This is a genomic window from Marvinbryantia sp. (genome assembly GCF_047017445.1).
Lineage (GTDB): Bacteria > Bacillota > Clostridia > Lachnospirales > Lachnospiraceae > Marvinbryantia.
In genome coordinates this window covers 1-16,362 of sequence record NZ_JBKXTT010000011.1, presented here as the reverse complement: position 1 = coordinate 16,362, position 16,362 = coordinate 1, and the positions used below count along the sequence as shown (strand labels likewise).

11 protein-coding genes are annotated in these 16,362 nt (G+C 46.7%); 2 read left to right on the top strand and 9 right to left on the bottom strand.

What is annotated here, in order from left to right; all coding sequences use genetic code 11:
- Positions 1 to 118: 118 nt before the first annotated feature.
- The 9 genes from ACLU9Q_RS13040 to malQ all read right to left on the bottom strand — a co-directional run bounded on the left by ACLU9Q_RS13040 (position 119) and on the right by malQ (position 12,725).
- A complete protein-coding gene (locus tag ACLU9Q_RS13040; RefSeq protein ID WP_296908448.1) occupies positions 119 to 2,404 on the bottom strand; it encodes a hydratase in 2,286 nt (761 codons plus the stop codon).
- A gap of 22 nt (positions 2,405 to 2,426) precedes the next feature.
- Positions 2,427 to 3,518, bottom strand: coding sequence for a PucR family transcriptional regulator (locus ACLU9Q_RS13035; RefSeq protein ID WP_296831850.1), 1,092 nt, complete (start codon positions 3,516 to 3,518; stop codon positions 2,427 to 2,429).
- A gap of 171 nt (positions 3,519 to 3,689) precedes the next feature.
- Positions 3,690 to 4,730, bottom strand: a complete 1,041-nt coding sequence (locus tag ACLU9Q_RS13030) for a sugar ABC transporter substrate-binding protein (protein WP_412625418.1) — start codon at positions 4,728 to 4,730, stop codon at positions 3,690 to 3,692.
- Between the two features lie 2 nt (positions 4,731 to 4,732).
- Complete coding sequence (locus ACLU9Q_RS13025; RefSeq protein WP_296831854.1) at positions 4,733 to 6,328, bottom strand: helix-turn-helix domain-containing protein; 1,596 nt, start codon at positions 6,326 to 6,328, stop codon at positions 4,733 to 4,735.
- Positions 6,306 to 7,829 (bottom strand): sensor histidine kinase, encoded by a 1,524-nt coding sequence (locus ACLU9Q_RS13020; RefSeq protein WP_296831856.1) that lies wholly within the window; start codon positions 7,827 to 7,829, stop codon positions 6,306 to 6,308. The genes ACLU9Q_RS13025 and ACLU9Q_RS13020 overlap by 23 nt, the downstream gene beginning before the upstream one ends.
- 1 nt (position 7,830) lies before the next feature.
- Positions 7,831 to 8,850, bottom strand: a complete 1,020-nt coding sequence (locus ACLU9Q_RS13015; protein ID WP_296831858.1) for a sugar ABC transporter substrate-binding protein — start codon at positions 8,848 to 8,850, stop codon at positions 7,831 to 7,833.
- 159 nt (positions 8,851 to 9,009) lie between these two features.
- Entirely contained in the window at positions 9,010 to 10,122 is a 1,113-nt protein-coding gene (locus tag ACLU9Q_RS13010; protein WP_412625388.1) for an ABC transporter ATP-binding protein, read from the bottom strand.
- 181 nt (positions 10,123 to 10,303) lie between these two features.
- Positions 10,304 to 11,188 carry a damage-control phosphatase ARMT1 family protein gene (locus tag ACLU9Q_RS13005; RefSeq protein WP_412625387.1) on the bottom strand — a complete coding sequence of 295 codons (885 nt, stop codon included), beginning with the start codon at positions 11,186 to 11,188 and terminating at the stop codon, positions 10,304 to 10,306.
- A 4-nt stretch (positions 11,189 to 11,192) separates the two neighbouring features.
- Positions 11,193 to 12,725: a 4-alpha-glucanotransferase gene (malQ, locus tag ACLU9Q_RS13000; RefSeq protein WP_412625417.1), complete on the bottom strand. Its 1,533-nt coding sequence runs from the start codon at positions 12,723 to 12,725 to the stop codon at positions 11,193 to 11,195.
- A 395-nt stretch (positions 12,726 to 13,120) separates the two neighbouring features.
- Between malQ and ACLU9Q_RS12995 the strand changes: the two genes are divergently transcribed.
- On the top strand, positions 13,121 to 14,791 hold the full coding sequence (locus ACLU9Q_RS12995; protein WP_412625386.1) for a sensor histidine kinase: 1,671 nt from the start codon (positions 13,121 to 13,123) through the stop codon (positions 14,789 to 14,791).
- On the top strand, positions 14,763 to 16,362 hold a 1,600-nt coding region (locus ACLU9Q_RS12990; protein WP_412625385.1), incomplete at its 3' end, for a response regulator transcription factor. The genes ACLU9Q_RS12995 and ACLU9Q_RS12990, both read left to right, overlap by 29 nt.

The window sequence follows — 16,362 nt, the reverse complement described above, 5'->3', positions numbered from 1 at the left end:
TATTTCTGTGTCTGCCTAAATCCTGCCTGCCGCAGAATCGCTTTTTCTGGACCTTTGGGAATGTCCTTACAAACGAACCTCCCGCATCCGGCTTTCGCCTTCCGCGGGAGGTCTGTTATCAGTGTCTATAGTAATTGATCAGGCATCCGTCGAGAATGATCGTGCGTTCATCGTCGGTCATTTCGCCGAGCTTTAAGGTAAATTCTTTTAAACTATCTCCGACCACATATGCCTTTATCTCCGTGGTTCCGCCCTCTACCGCCTCGCGAATGTCCGGGATAAACAGGTAGTCGCCGTTTTTGAACGGAAGCTCGCCCTCGTCGATAAGGAAGGGCATCATACCCCAGTTGATAAGGTTGGAGCGATAGCGCTTGGTAGCGTAGCTGTTGGCGATGTTTGCCCAGCCGCCGAGCACCTTCTGACAAGAAGCCGCCTGCTCACGCGCGGAACCGTCGCCCGGTTTCACGGCAAAAATGGTGCTGCCAAAACCGGTGTTCTTCTTGCAGGTTTCCGGGAAAACTTCCTTTATCTTCTGCATCACTTTGCAGATTTCCGGGAACGCCTCGCCGATGCACTCGCCTGCCTCGCGGGCTTTTTCCACCTTCTGGATTTCCTTTGCGCGTCCCACATACGCCGGATCCTTTCTGGAAAGCGTAAACTCTGCCAGACCGAGCGGGTTGGAACGGTAGGAGGAGGTCTCGCCGGACGGGATCAGCTCGTCCGTCGTCGTCACCGGGTCATGGATCTCGGAAACCACTTTCAGAACCAGATTCTTCGTCAGCTCCGGCATCGCCGGCCAGTCCTTGATGTTCGGACCAAATTTGATCTCCACGGACGGGTCCGCCACGCCCTTACTGTCAAAGACGCGGTTCTTGTAAATCGTGCTGTCAAAGAAATATTTCGGATTCGTGTAGTTTGCATCAATGTCAGTCGCCGCCGTCAGATAGCCCTTGTTCGCCGCCGTCGCTGCGATCGATCGGGCATCCATCAGAGCAACAGAGGAAATCTGTCCGCTCTGCAGCTTGCTTCCCTCGCGGTTCGGGAAGTTTCTTGTGGAATGACGGATACTAAACGCATTGTTTGCCGGCGTATCGCCCGCGCCGAAGCACGGTCCGCAGAATGCCGTCTTTACAATCGCACCGGTCGCCATCAGATCGGCAAGTCTGCCGTTCTTTGCCAGCTCCATATAAATCGGCGTGCTCGCCGGGTAAATGCTCAGTGTAAACTCATCCGCTCCAATAGAAGCGCCTTTTAAAATATCGGCTGCCGCACAGATATTTTCAAAGCCGCCGCCCGCGCAGCCCGCGATGATGCCCTGTTCCACGTACAGTCTGCCGTCGCGCACCTTATCACGCAGCGTGAAATCAACCGCACCGTCCAGGCTCACCAGCGCACGCTTTTCCACATCCGCCAGGATATCGTCAAGATTCGCATTCAATTCTTCGATCGTATAGGTGTTGCTCGGATGGAACGGCATTGCGATCATCGGGCGGATTTCGGAGAGATCCACGCAGATCATACCGTCATAATATGCAACCTTGCCCGGCTGCAGTTCCTTATAGTCCTCCGGGCGCTCATGGATTTCGTAAAATTCCTTAATGGTGTCGTCCGTCTGCCAGATAGAGGACAGGCAGGTGGTCTCGGTCGTCATAACGTCGATGCCGATGCGGAAATCTGCACTCAGGTTCGCAACGCCCGGTCCCACAAATTCCATCACCTTATTATTTACATAGCCATTCGCAAACACTGCACCGATGATCGCCAGCGCAACGTCCTGCGGTCCCACGCCTGCGATCGGTTTGCCGGTCAGATAAACGCCGACCACCTTCGGCATGTTGATATCGTAGGTTTTGCAGAGAAGCTGCTTTACCAGCTCCGGTCCGCCCTCGCCCATCGCCATCGTGCCGAGCGCGCCGTAGCGGGTGTGAGAATCGGAACCGAGGATCATTCTGCCGCCGCCTGCAAGCATCTCGCGTGCAAACTGGTGGATAACCGCCTGATGAGGCGGAACATAAACACCGCCATACTTCTTCGCACAGGTAAGCCCAAACATGTGGTCATCCTCGTTGATGGTCCCGCCGACCGCACAGAGGCTGTTGTGGCAGTTCGTCAGCACATACGGCACCGGAAATTTCTCCAGCCCCGACGCGCGCGCCGTCTGGATAATTCCGACAAATGTAATGTCGTGGGAGGTCAGTTTGTCAAACCTGATCTGCAGCTTCTCCATATTTCCGGAAACATTGTGGCTCTCCAGAATGCCATAGGCGATCGTCTCCTTCGCCGCCTCCTCCTTTGCAGGAACATCTCCGGTAAGCTGCCTGATCTTCGCACCCGCCTCCGCGTTATCCTCGATAATCTCAGCACCGTTTACCAGATAAGCGCCGCCGTCATATAATTTAATCATAATTTTCCTCCTGTATGCAATCCTAGTATTCTTCCCGCTCCATGTACTTCATATAATTTGATACCATAAGCGCGATGCGGAAAGTCAGCGCGTCCTCAAATACACGCACATCCAGTCCGGTGCTCTTCTGCAGCTTTTCCAGACGATACACCAGCGTGTTGCGGTGTATGTAGAGCTGTCTGGAGGTCTCGGAAACATTCAGACTGTTCTCAAAGAATTTATTAATCGTCGTCAGCGTTTCCTCATCCAGAGAATCCGGAAGCTGCTGGCCGCCGAACACCTCGTTCATAAACATTTCGCACAGCGGAAGCGGAAGCTGATAGATCAGACGACCGATCCCGAGCGTGCTGTATGCGATGACTTTTTTGTCCTCGTAAAAAATCTTTCCTACATCCAGCGCCATCTTCGCTTCTTTGTAGGACTTGGAAATAGAACGGATCTCATGGATGATCGTGCCATAGGCAACGCGCACCTGCGACATCGCCTCACTGTTCAGCATGTCCAGAAGCGTCTTTGCCACCTGCTCCGCCGCTTCATAATCCTCATCCTCCGCCAGCTCCTTCACAAGAATAATGCTCTTTTCGTCAACCGCCGTGATAAAATCACGCGGATTTCCTGCGAACATTGTCTTTACCAGCTCGCGCGCACTGGTATCCTTTTCCTGACGCGTCTCGATCAGATAAACGATGCGCTTTGCTTCTATATCAATATGAAGCTTCTTCGCGCGGTTGTAGATATCAACCAGCAGAAGATTGTCCAGCAAAAGATTCTGGATAAAATTATTTTTATCATAGCGCTCTTTATATGCAATAATGAGATTCTGGATCTGGCTGACGCCGATTTTTCCAATCATGTATGCGTCCTCGCCGTTACCACGCGCAACCAGCACATACGCCGGAACGCCGTCGTCCAAAATCTTAAAAAAGTGGTATCCCTGCATTACCTGGCTGTCCGCCGCCGAATTTACGAAAAACTGGATCGCCTCGCGCTGCATGTCGTCCTCCGGCATCGTGGAAGCGACAACATTTCCCTCTAAATCTGAAACGCACAGATCGATTCTTGTGATCGCGCGCAGTTCATCTATGGATGTCTGTATTACCTGCCCTGAAATCATGTGTTCCCTCCTAACATCATATTGGCTGTAAAGGTTCTTGTTTTATGATAAATCATTTTTTTTATTTTCGCAACCGCTAACTCGCCAAATCCGTTAAATTTACAAAAATTTGAGAAAAAATACCTGTCTTTTGTGATATTTCCGGATCACTAAAACAGGTATTTTTTTGCTTCAATGAATATTTAAATACACGTCCTCCGCCCGGTGAAATCCATCCTCGATGATCGTGTCGTCCATATTTTCCGCCGTGACCGCTATCGGCTCAATGTAATAACACGGTACGTCGTAGGTTCCATCGAAAGCAGTTTTCCCATCAATTTCCGCCGTGATATCCTCACCCCGTCCGATTTTCACCGCAAATTCCGCCGCCTTTTTCGCAAGCTCCTCCACCGGTTTGTACACCGTCATGGTCTGCGTGCCCTCGACGATGCGCTGGCAGGCGGAAAGCTCCGCGTCCTGCGCGACCACCGGTACCTTCCCGGCAAGGCGGTTTTCCGCGAGCGCCTTGATCGCCTGGCTTGCAAGGTCGTCGTTTCCGCACATCACACCCACAATGTCGTCCGTCTGCGAAAGCCCCTCGTTTACCATATCATACGCAAGCTCTGCGAGCCAGTTATCACAATAATTTGTGTACACTATCCGCAGCCCCGTTCCCTCGATCGCTTCCGTGAAGCCTTTCACCACATCCGTCACATTGTTATCCGTCGGCGATCCGTTGATCGTAAAAATATTTCCACCCTCCGGACATTCCGCCGCCAGCCTCTCGCCCATCAGCGTCCCCACCATCTCATTATCAAAGGAGATGTAGAGATCCGCGTTGGCATTGTCGATCAGACGGTCATAGCTGATAATCTTTATGCCTTCCTCCTGTGCCTTTTTCATGACATCCGTCAGCGCATTTCCGTCAATCGCGATCACCACGATCACGTCCATTTTCTTCTTTATAAAATATTCAATCTGCGATATCTGCTCCTGCACATCACCGTTCGCTACCTGCACATTCACCTGCGCGCCCATACCCTGCGCCGTCGAGACGAACATATCGCGATCACGCGTCCAGCGCTCGATCACAAATGAATCAAAGCTCAGCCCGATCTGCATCGGAGCGTCTCTCTCCACCGTATTCTCATTTTCCTGTCTGCTGTTGCCGCAGCCTGTCAGCGCAAGTGCCAGCATCACAAAAAACAGCCATCTTCGCATCCGTTTTTCCATGCTCATCCGCAATACCTTTCCCTGTACTCCCTTGGAGTTATCCCCGTGTGCTTTTTAAAAATCCTGCTGAAATAATTCGGATCGGTGTAGCCGCTCATCACGCCGATCTCCTTGATGGAAAGCTCCGCATCCTCCAGCAGCTCCTTCGCCTTATTGATGCGGATTTTCGTCAGGTACTCCGTGAAATTTTCCCCGGACTCCTCCTTGAAGATCTTGCTGAAGTAATACGGGCTGACGTTTACTTCCTTCGAAACGTCGTCCAGCGAAATGTCCCTGCTGTAATTTTCCTGCATATAGCTGCGCGCTTTTTCCACCAGCGACTCCGAACGGTCCTCATTTTTGTCGCGGATGCTGTAGCACGTTTGCATCATTTTTTCCAGGAACCACGCGCGGATCTCCTCGTAATCCTCCAGCGCCATCACCGTATCCAGATAACCGCGGCGTGAATTAAAGCCATAATTCATCGCTCCCACATGGAACGCCTCGCGCTCGCCCCAGGTGACAAACTCCAGCACCTTCAGGCGAATATTATTTTTATCCTCCGGGTAACATTTCACCATCCAGTCAAAAAACTGATTCGCCGCCGACACCATTCCATTTAAGTCCCCTTTCAGCAGCATACGGAAAAGCTTATTTTCCGTGTCCACCGGAAAGGATTCCTCATAATTTCCCTCCAGCCGCAGATCCTCCGCGTGAACGACCCGGCTGATCTGGTCGCTGAGCGCGCGCACCGCCTCCTGGTAAGAACCGCTCAGCTCCTCCAGCCTGCGGATTCTGCCGATACCCACGCGGAATTTCGCCTCCAGACGCTCCTCCAGACGGTTCGCCATCTCCCTCGCCGTCTCGATGATACGAATGCGCTCGTCATACGGAATCGCATCCCCGGCATGGGGCACCACCGCAACCACCCGGTTTGACATCATCGGACCGGTAATACAATGAAAGTATGATTTGATAATTGCGGAAAGCTCCGGATAAAACTCCTGCGCCTTAATGTTCATGCCGACCGGACTGATAAGCCTGCCGTTTTCTATCGAAGTGCCGAACTGGATAGCCATCACATATCCATAGTCCTCCCTGATGTCCAGCAGGAGCCTGTAGTAATCCATATCGCTGGCGTCATTCTGAAACATCACATTGTTTACAAAACCGCTCTCCACCACCGGAACGATAATCTCCAGCTTTTCCTGTATCTGAAGCTGGTCGCTGCGCACCTTGCGATTCTGGTCCACCTTCTTCATCGCCTCTTCCACAACAGCGATAACCGTGCTTTTTGTAATCGGCTTGGTGAGGTATTTTTCCACACCCAGGTTGAGCGCTTCCTTCGCGTAATCAAATTTGTCATACGCGGAAATCACATAAAATAATGCCGACGTGTTAAACTTCCTTATCTCTTTAATCGCCTGGATGCCGTTGATCCCCGGCATCTGGATATCCATAAACACGATATCCGGGTGGCAGATCTCCGCCTGTTCGATAACGATCCGCCCCGATTTTGCCGTCACCACCTCGCACTGTCCTCCGAAATTCTGAGAAATAATATTCTTCAGGGATTCCAGCATAATTCCCTCATCATCAGCTATTAATATCCGATACATCCGTTCCTCCTGCCTCTGTTTCCAGCGGAAGCAAAATCGTCACTTCCGTTCCTTTTTCCGGTCCCTCGCTGTAAATATCGAAAAGACCTTCCCGGTTGTAATACAGCTTTAACCGGTTTATCACATTATCCAGACCGATTCCGGTGGAATCCCCTTCCCTGCGCTCCTGGCGGATATTTCCGGAAAGCACCGCCTGGATCTGCGCCTCCGTCATGCCGACACCGTTATCGCGCACCGTCACGCAGAGCTGCCCCTCCTCGCGCGCCACGCGCAGCCAGATCCTGGCATTCTCCATGCGGTCGCGGACACCGTGCTGCACGGCATTTTCCACGATTGGCTGCAGAATCATGCTCGGCACACGGATATTTTCTACGTCACTGTCAATCTCTTTTTCGTAACAGAGATCCCCTGCAAATCTCACATTTAATATGTAAATATAGTTATCCACCGCCTCGATTTCCTCGTAGAGGTTGGCGTCTTCTTCCATCTTGCGCACGTTATAGCGGAAAAAATCCGCCATTTTCGCCACAAAGACAGCCGTCCGCTCGGCGTCCTCCATCGCCGCAAGCTGCGCCCCGGCGTTCAGGCAGTTAAACAGAAAATGCGGATTGATCTGCGCCTGCAGGTATTTAAGCTGCGCTTCCTTTAAATGCGCTTCCATGGAAAGTTCCCTCTCCTTCATCATCGCCTCGTTTTCCATGCTGACGCGCTGCTTTTCAATATATTCCTTAATGCTGTCGACCATCTGGTGAAAGGCGTTTGTCACGATTCCCACCTCGTCGTCCGAGATAACCGCCGGAAATTCCACCTCGAAATTCCCCTGCGCCACCTCATTCGCCGCCACGGACAGACCTGTCAGCGGTCTGATCATGTTTCGTATGACAGCCACCGCTATAAAGGTGCAGATCAGCCCGACGACTCCGATCATAAGGATGCTCATAATTTCCAGAATGCTCATCACGTGCAGAAGCACCTGGTAATTGCTGGAATTAAGGTGAAACCGCAGGTTATTCAGCTTGTACATATAGGTATTGATGTACTCGTAAAGCTGCGTCTCTTCTTCGTAGAGCAGCTTGTACTTCTCCACATTGCGCCCACGCTTTGCCTGCACGGTGTCATTCGTACATTCAAGATATGTCTCGGACATATTGCGGATATTTTTCTCCAGCATCTTAACTTCGCTGTCCATATTCTGGCTGTTCAGCCGCTCAATCATCGTCCGGTATTCCTGCTCATAGCGGTAATAGTCTTCAAGCGCAGCGGAGCTTTTCGTTGTCAGATACTCATACACGTTGTTCTGTATCTGCTCCAGCGTCCCGGAAAGCTCATTGACCGTCACATTGCTGGAAAACACGGCGTCGATGCGCTGAACCGTCTGATTAATCTGTTGGTAGATAAACAGATTCATTAATAAAATGCAGACCATCATAAGCACCTGCGTCCAGATCAGCTTGCTCTGGATGGATTTATTCCTGTCTGTTATTCTCAGTTTTTTCCACATTTCATCCCTCCTGCCCGCTTTCCCCGACAGGGAATGTGTTAATGTTCTGCTGGCTCACGACATTCAGCCCGACGTTAAAATAATTGCTCACGTGCCCCAGAGAATAATATTCCTCCAGCGCATCCACGCTGTAACGGCCGATTTCCTCCGTGCTGAAGGAAACCGTCGTTGTGACGGTGCCCTTTCTGATGCCGTCCAGAATCGTATCTGAGGTGTAATACCCGATAACGTCCACATTTTCCACCTGATTATAGTCAACCACCGCCTGACAGGCACACTCCGTAATGATTTCGTCAAGACAGACCAGGATGTCCGGGATATTCCCACGGTTTACAAAAATGTCACGGATTGCCTCCTCAGAGTCAAAGTTTCCGGAAATATCTATATCATAAACGGAAATATCTACCGTGCGGTCCGCGCCTGCCCCTTCCTTCACCACGTTTGATATCTGCGAAAGCACCAGATTCGTGCCGGTGTCGCGCGTATGCGAATTTACCAGAATCAATACGCTGGTGCGCGCTTTCTTCAAAAGCCGCAGAATTTCTTCGCCATATGCCGTTCCCATCTGGTAGCTGTTTATCCCGACAAAGCTGATGCGCTCGCTCTCCGGGTCATCCTCCAGCGCCGTTACCACCGGGATGCCGTTTTCCGTCGCCTCGTGGATAAGGTCGCGTATTTTCTGCTCCCCCGTCGGCTGCATGATAATGCCGTCCACCTTGGACGCAATACTGACTTTCAGATAATCCTCCAGTGTATAATCTGTCATTGTATCAGAGTTTACCAGCTCCAGGTATGCGCCGCTTTTCAGGGCTTCCTCCCGGGCGCTCTCGTACACCTCCTGCCACAGACTGGAGCGCATACCGTCCGCCAGAAGCACATAATGCCGGTCGTACCTTTCCTGTGTACCGTTCTCCTGCAGGTCGATGCTGCGTGTGCTGCTTTGAAAATAAATCCACATGCCGATGGTCAGCGCGGCACACAGTAAAATGCCCGCCGTGACCGGGAAAAATGATCTTTTCATAGGTTTTCCTCTTTTGGGGTTACAAGTATGATGTCGGGGTCAAAAGCCCCAACGATCCTATATTATAAGTATACCATGAATAAGAAGGTGCCACAAGAGTTGAGTTCGCTGCAAAAAAGGGAGATGCCGCATAAGCATCTCCCGAAATATCTATAAATACTAGTTTGTGATGGTAAGTTCTGTCTCTTTGTCGAATACGTGGATCTTGTCTGCATCCAGCGCAAATGTAACATTGCTGCCTGTTCTTGCTGTGGTCGTCGGGTTTACACGTGCCGTCATCGGGAAGTTCTCCAGATCGAAATACAGGAATACTTCTGCACCAAGCAGCTCGTATACTCTGATGGTAGCTTCAATCTTGGTATCCGGATGAGCTGCAACAAATGCCGCATCATCATGTACATCTTCCGGACGAATACCCATAACAACCGTCTTTCCAGCATATCCGCCGTCGATGAGAGCTTTTGCCTTTGCAGCCGGAAGCTTGATGTCAAAGCTGCCAACCTTCAGGTCTACATCGTTGCCCTTTACGTTTACAACAGCATCCATGAAGTTCATCTGCGGAGATCCGATGAATCCTGCTACGAACAGGTTGCCCGGATGATTGTAAAGGTTCTGCGGAGAATCTACCTGCTGAACGATACCGTCTTTCATAACAACGATTCTGGTACCAAGCGTCATAGCCTCGGTCTGGTCATGTGTTACGTAGATGATGGTTGCGCCCAGTCTCTGGTGCAGCTTGGAAATCTCAATACGCATCTGAACACGAAGTTTTGCGTCCAGGTTTGACAGCGGCTCGTCCATAAGGAATACCTTCGGATCACGAACGATAGCACGTCCCATAGCAACACGCTGTCTCTGACCACCGGAAAGAGCTTTCGGTTTACGGTCAAGCAGTTTGTCAAGGTCAAGGATTCTTGCTGCCTCACGAACTTTTTTATCAATTTCATCTTTCGGAACTTTACGAAGTTTCAGACCGAAAGCCATGTTGTCATAAACTGTCATATGTGGATACAGAGCGTAGTTCTGGAATACCATTGCAATATCACGGTCTTTCGGCTCAACATCGTTCATAACTTTATCGCCGATTTTTAAAGTACCGCTTGTGATTTCCTCAAGTCCTGCAACCATACGAAGAGTTGTGGATTTACCACATCCGGAAGGACCTACGAAAATGATGAACTCTTTGTCTTCGATGTCCAGGTTGAAATCCTTAACTGCCTGGAAACCGTTTGGATAAGTTTTGTTAATGTGCTGTAAAGATAAACTTGCCATTTTGCTTTCCTCCAAAAAAAATTATTATATAAACTGTTATAGTTTTCTGTGTTATTCACTGTAAACAGTATAACGAAAACAGGAAAAAAGGGCTAGAGAAGAATTGTACAAAGTTTTTTGCAGCTTCTTGACATAATGACGAAAAAAGCAGAAGTGATTTTTCGTCATTATGTCAAAAGAATCAGCAATCCGATGAAATCCTGTTTTCGTTTACAAACATTCCCTGAAATTTCTCTGCCTGGAACATTCTCATAAACCATTCGCATTTACATAAGAACAGATAGTAAATATTAAGACCGCAGCCGTGAAGGGTTTCAAAATTTCCCTGCCCCTTTGAGATGATCACATCGGCATTTTCAATGAGAAAGAGGCTTTCTTCGCTGATGTGGGGAAGCCATGTGCCGCCCACATCGTTTCCGTTTCCGATGACAGGCACAAGTTCTGTAAGACCGCACATGAGAGCGTCCTCCATTGTTGCGTCATTGGCTGCAGGAAAACCTCTTACAATAACCTGAATATCAAGATTCGGAAAGCGCTCCTTTAAAATACGGATCACCAGCTTATCAAGAACAATTTCGCCGCAGTTGTCTGTAAGGTAAACAAGAGAGCGGGCAGAGACAAGCTCTTCGCAGAAATGCCGGTATTCTTCTTTATCAAGAGCTTCTCTTTTTCCCTCCTCAATAAGAGACAAAAGCTCCTCTTTTTTTACATGAGAAAGGGCGGCAAAGTCAATGTAATTGCCGATTCTGGAGTAGATCAGCGCGCGCTCCAGAGGATCGCTGCTTTCCTGTATGGAGCGCATCAGTTCTTCTTCCAGATCCATCATAAGCTGATTAAATTCTTTTTTTAATTTCGTGTAATCTTTTGGCGCAATTCCCCATGTTTTTGTAAAGCGTTTCTGAAATTCTGTATAAAGGCTTGGAGAGTTGTCGTCCTCCTGAAGGTTTGTAAGCCGGGAGAGGACGTCCTGCATATAGGCAAGCTTCTTTTTTTCGTCCGGGAAGCTGCCAATCATGGAAGCCTGCTTGTTGATCTGGCAGCAGAGACAGAATGTATTAAGCCTCATAGGATTACACTCCTTTTGTATTCAGCCGACCGTACCGTTTGGCAAGAGCTCTCATTTCTGCACGAAGCTCTTTTGAAAACTGCCCTTCTGTCATTCTCCACTTCCAGTTGCAGCCAAGTGTGGACGGTTTGTTAATACGTGCATCATTCCCAAGTCCCAGATAATCCTGCAGGGGAATGATGCAGAGATTTGCCACGCTTCTCATAACAAGGCAGATAATATCCTTATAAATTTCTTTGTCGCTGTCGTGGAAGTTATTTAAGTATTCCCGAACCTGCTTCTGCTCACCGGGCGCAATGTCCTTAAACCAGCCAACGAGCGTTTCGTTGTCGTGTGTTCCTGTGTATACCACGCAGTTTCTCGGATAATTGTGAGGAAGATAATCGCTGGCATTTCCTGTGTCACGCTCGTCAAAGGCAAATTCAATGACCTTCATATTTGGATAGCCGGAATCTTCCACAAGCTTAATAACAGAGTCTGTCATAAAGCCGAGATCCTCCGCAATAATTTCTCTTTCTCCAAGGCGGTTTGAAATGGCGCGGAATAAATCCATGCCGGGACCTTTTTCCCACCAGCCGTTTTCTGCTGTTTTATCTCCAAATGGAATGGCATAATATTCGTCAAAACCACGGAAATGGTCAATGCGCACGATGTCGTACATGGAGAAGCAGTGCTCGATCCGCTTGACCCACCAGTCAAAGCCGGACTGTCTGTGAATCTCCCAGTTATAAAGCGGATTTCCCCATAACTGTCCTGTTGCGGAAAATCCGTCAGGCGGGCAGCCTGCTACCTGTGTGGGCTGATTTTTTTCATCTAATTTAAAGAGCCACGGGCTTGCCCATGTATCTGCGCTGTCCATTGCCACATAGATAGGAATGTCTCCGATGATTCGGATTCCTTTTTTATTGGCGTAAGCTTTTAATTTTTTCCACTGCTCGTAGAATTTAAACTGCATATATTCCTGAAATTCAATGTCAAAGTATAATTCTCTTCTGTAGTAATCCAAGGCGTTCTGCCAGCGGAAGCGAATATCCTCCGCCCATTCGCTCCAGGGTTCTCCGTCAAAACGTTCTTTTACAGCCATAAAAAGTGCGTAATCCTTAAGCCACCAGCCTTCTTTCTGCTGAAATTCTACAAAATCTGGATTTTCACTGATTTTGCTTCGCTCGTATGCCTTGCGAAGAAGGGTAGTCCGGCTTTTATAGATTTTGGCATAGTCGATACTTGTTTTGTTTTTTCCAAAATCTGCGCGGTCGCATTCTTTTTTTGTGAGGACACCCTCTTCGATTAAGTCCTCCAGGCTGATAAAATAAGGATTTCCGGCAAAGGTGGAAAAGGACTGATAGGGGGAATCCCCGTAGCTTGTCGGTCCAAGAGGTAGAATCTGCCAGCAGCTCTGTCCTGCTTCTTTTAATGCATCCACAAAGTCATAGGCGCTTTTGGAAAAGCAGCCGATTCCGTATTTTGAGGGCAGGCTGCTTACAGGAAGCAGAACCCCGCATTCACGTTTCTGATTCATATTAGTTGTCTCCTTTATGGTTTGTGAGGAAAATCAAATGTCTGCTATGCAGTCCAGGTGATTTTCTTCTGATATGTCATATTATAGCATAGTTGCAAGGGGAGTGTAGGCGAAATATTTAAAAATTGTGTTTGGGGGTTATTATGGTCTGGGAAAAGTAAGCCTAGATGAGAAGAAGAGCGGAAAAATGCAGTGGGAGAAAGTGAAACGATAAATGGAATGTTGCAGATAATTATGCTATTATGGGATAAATACGACATAAAAAGAACCGGAGGTGTGTGCAGATGCGAGGTGTCAAAAAGTGGTTTATAAATCTCAGCATACAAAGAAAATTGCTATATTGTACAGTAGGAATCAGTCTCATTTTAATATTATCAGCCAGCCTTTCATTATATATAGCGGCAGCAAGAATTGTGACAGCTCAGACAAGAAAACAGTCAGCGGGAGTGATCGAAGAATTATCTGTAAATCTGGATCACTATTTTCAACTGGTAGAGAACTCTTTTGATTACATAGCAAATAATAATGTGGTTCAGGAAGAACTGGAATCAGATGAACCTTATCGTTCAGATGGGACGGAACGATATTCTTATTATTCAAGGGCGGGACAGATACGAAGACTTCTTTTACAGGGATATACCAGCGTTTATATGAAGGATATTCAGCTTTATGGCTATAATGGGGCGAATCATCTTCTTTCAAATGAACGTCAGAAAAAAGAGAATATAGAAGAAACCGTCTGCAGTATGGCGGAAGAAGCAAATGGAAGCTGCGTTTATTATTACGACAGAGAAGAAGATAAAGATGTGATATATATCGCAAAACAGATAAAAGATGCGTTGACAATGGAGCCTTTGGGAATCCTGAGAGCATCTATCAAAGTGGATTATCTGGAAAAGATGGCAGCATCTGCAAGAGAGTCTCTGGCAGCTCAAATTTTTCTTCTTGATGAGGAAAAACAGGTGATTTTTAATAATGGAAAAGATTTTTCGGATTTATGGGGAGAAAAACTTACTGATATAAATGGAAGCTTCAAGGAGAAAGCGGATGGGAAAACATATAATTGTGTATATCAGAAAAGCGTAGATACCGGATTTATTCTGGTCGGAATGATTCCCATGAGTGTATTGGAGAAGACTGCCGGAGAATTAAAAAAAATAGCGTCTGTCCTTATTGTAGTCAGCATTGTTCTTTGCATTATATTAACAAAAGTGCTTGCAAGAGGGATTGCAGGACCAATTGAGCAGACAAGCAAAGCAATGAAACGATTTGCAGGCGGAGATTTTACAGTACGCCTTCCGGAAGGAAGAACAGATGAAATTGGAAGTATGAATTCTGTATTTAATCACACGATTGAAGAAATAGAAAGACTTTTAAAACAGCTGGTAGAGATGGAAACTACGAATAAAGATATTGAATTTCAGGCATTACAGGCACAGATAAATCCCCATTTTCTGTATAATGTTTTAGATACTATAAACTGGATGGCGAGAAAGAAGGGGGAGGAAAAAATCTGCCACATGGTTACTGCAATCAGCAGCCTTATGAGGGCAAGCATCAGTAATAAAAAGAGCATGGTAACGGTTCGGGAAGAAATCAAATATATACAGGATTACCTTTATATACAGGAGACAAGGTACGGGGATAGATTTACTTCTTATATAGAAGTCGATGAGATACTTTATGATCTTCAGATTCCTAAAATGACAATACAGACTCTGGTGGAAAATTCAGTTGTTCATGGTGTGGAAAATGCTACCTGGGATTGTTTTTTGCTGGTTACCGGAGTGAAAAGAGGAAATATGGCTGTGTTTACAATAGAAGATAACGGAGTGGGGATGACAGAAGAGAAGCTTACGAATCTGTTTGAAAATACAGAAGAGAGAAAAACAGGAGCAGGAGAAACACATACCCGTCTTGGAATTTATGCTGTGAAAAAGAGAATGGATTATGTGTATCATAAATCTGCAGAAATCAATATTGAATCAGAAGAGGGAAAAGGAACAAAAGTTGTGTTAAGAATTCCTTTTGAAGAAATAAGGAGGACAGTTGCAGATGGAACTTCAGGTAATGATATTAGATGATGAGCCGATTATACTTGACGGACTTTGTTCGTTTCCCTGGAAAGATTATGGGTGTAAAGTGGCAGCAGTTGCAAAAAACGGAGTCGAGGGAATGAGAAAGCTGGAAGAGACGGTTCCGGATTTGATTTTAAGTGACGTTAAAATGCCGGGAATGGATGGGCTGGAATTTTCCGGAAGGGCGAAGGAGAAATATCCGGATACTACAGTTGTAATTTTAACAGGGTATGATAATTTTAAATATGCACAGCAGGCCATTCGCATTGGCGTGAAAGAATATCTTTTAAAACCGGTGGATTATGAAGGTATGAAGGAGATGATACTGCGTCTTTCAGAAGAAATCCGGGAGAAAAAAGCAAAGCAGAAACAGGTACATGATTTACAGAAATATTTTCAAAGTTCTCTTCCGGAACTTCGCTCTAAATTTGTAGGAAATCTTCTTCACGGACGTATTCAGGGAAGAGCGGAGATGCGAGCTCAGGAGGATTCCTTTCATCTTCATATAGAAAAATATCTTGTCTGCGTAGGAAGAAAATTTAAGGAAGAACGTATTGATAAATGCGATAAATGGATTGAGGAATTTGCCTGTATTAATATTTTTGAGGAAATTTTTCATAAGTTTCAAATGGAGGTGCTTAGTGACTATAATACGGCAGCTATGGAGTATAATTTTATTCTTATGTTTCCGAAAGAGGAAGAGAATTTGGAGTGTATAAAGCGGGTTGTAGAGGCATGTGCGGAAATTCAGCAGGAAATGGACAAATATTTGAATTTTTCCATGAATTTTGGCATCAGCAGCATATGCGAAGACGGGTATCTTGCAAATGTGCAGTACAGGCAGGCGCAGAAAGCATGTCGTCAATGTGTATATCTGGGAAAAAATGTGATTCTTAAGTATGATGAAATGCAATATGAAAATCAGGAAGAATTTGTGATTACGACGGGAGAGAAAACACACTTTATGATGCTGCTTTTTCAGGAGAGTTTTCTAAAAGCAGAAGAGGAACTACGGATGATTTACAGCAGGGCTCCGCAGAATATTTCGGCAGTAAAGTTTTCTGCTATGGAGCTTTTGATAAGCTGTATGAAATTTCCATACACATGTGCCGTGGAAAGTGAAATTCAAAATAAAAACTGGAATGTATCGGTTTTACAAGATGGAGTACGAAGAATTTCGGAATGCCAAAATACAGAAAGGGTGGTAGAATGTCTTCTTTCTCTGTTTGAAACTATGATTAAGCAGAATACAGAAGGAGCTGACGAGAGAAATAAAAAGCTTGTACAAAGCATTTTGCAGTATATAGATAAAAATTATTCAGAAGATTTGTCTATGGAGGATTTAACTGAAAAATTCCACGTGAGCCGCACATATGTAAGCCGTCTTTTAAAACGATATGCAGGACAGAGCTTTCTTGAATATCTGACAGACGTACGCTTTCGTCATGTAGAACAGTTTATTCAGGAAAATAAGTACAAGCAGTATGAAATAGCAGAAATGGTAGGCTATAAAGATTTTGGATATTATATTAAAGTATTTAAGAAGAGATACGGGATAACGCCAAACGAATATAAAA

Coding starts and splice junctions, on each gene's coding strand:
- ACLU9Q_RS13040 (WP_296908448.1), bottom strand. CDS start 2,404: ATGATTAAATTATATGACGGCGGCGCTTATCTGGTAAACGGTGCTGAG.
- ACLU9Q_RS13035 (WP_296831850.1), bottom strand. CDS start 3,518: ATGATTTCAGGGCAGGTAATACAGACATCCATAGATGAACTGCGCGCG.
- ACLU9Q_RS13030 (WP_412625418.1), bottom strand. CDS start 4,730: ATGGAAAAACGGATGCGAAGATGGCTGTTTTTTGTGATGCTGGCACTT.
- ACLU9Q_RS13025 (WP_296831854.1), bottom strand. CDS start 6,328: ATGTATCGGATATTAATAGCTGATGATGAGGGAATTATGCTGGAATCC.
- ACLU9Q_RS13020 (WP_296831856.1), bottom strand. CDS start 7,829: ATGTGGAAAAAACTGAGAATAACAGACAGGAATAAATCCATCCAGAGC.
- ACLU9Q_RS13015 (WP_296831858.1), bottom strand. CDS start 8,850: ATGAAAAGATCATTTTTCCCGGTCACGGCGGGCATTTTACTGTGTGCC.
- ACLU9Q_RS13010 (WP_412625388.1), bottom strand. CDS start 10,122: ATGGCAAGTTTATCTTTACAGCACATTAACAAAACTTATCCAAACGGT.
- ACLU9Q_RS13005 (WP_412625387.1), bottom strand. CDS start 11,188: ATGAGGCTTAATACATTCTGTCTCTGCTGCCAGATCAACAAGCAGGCT.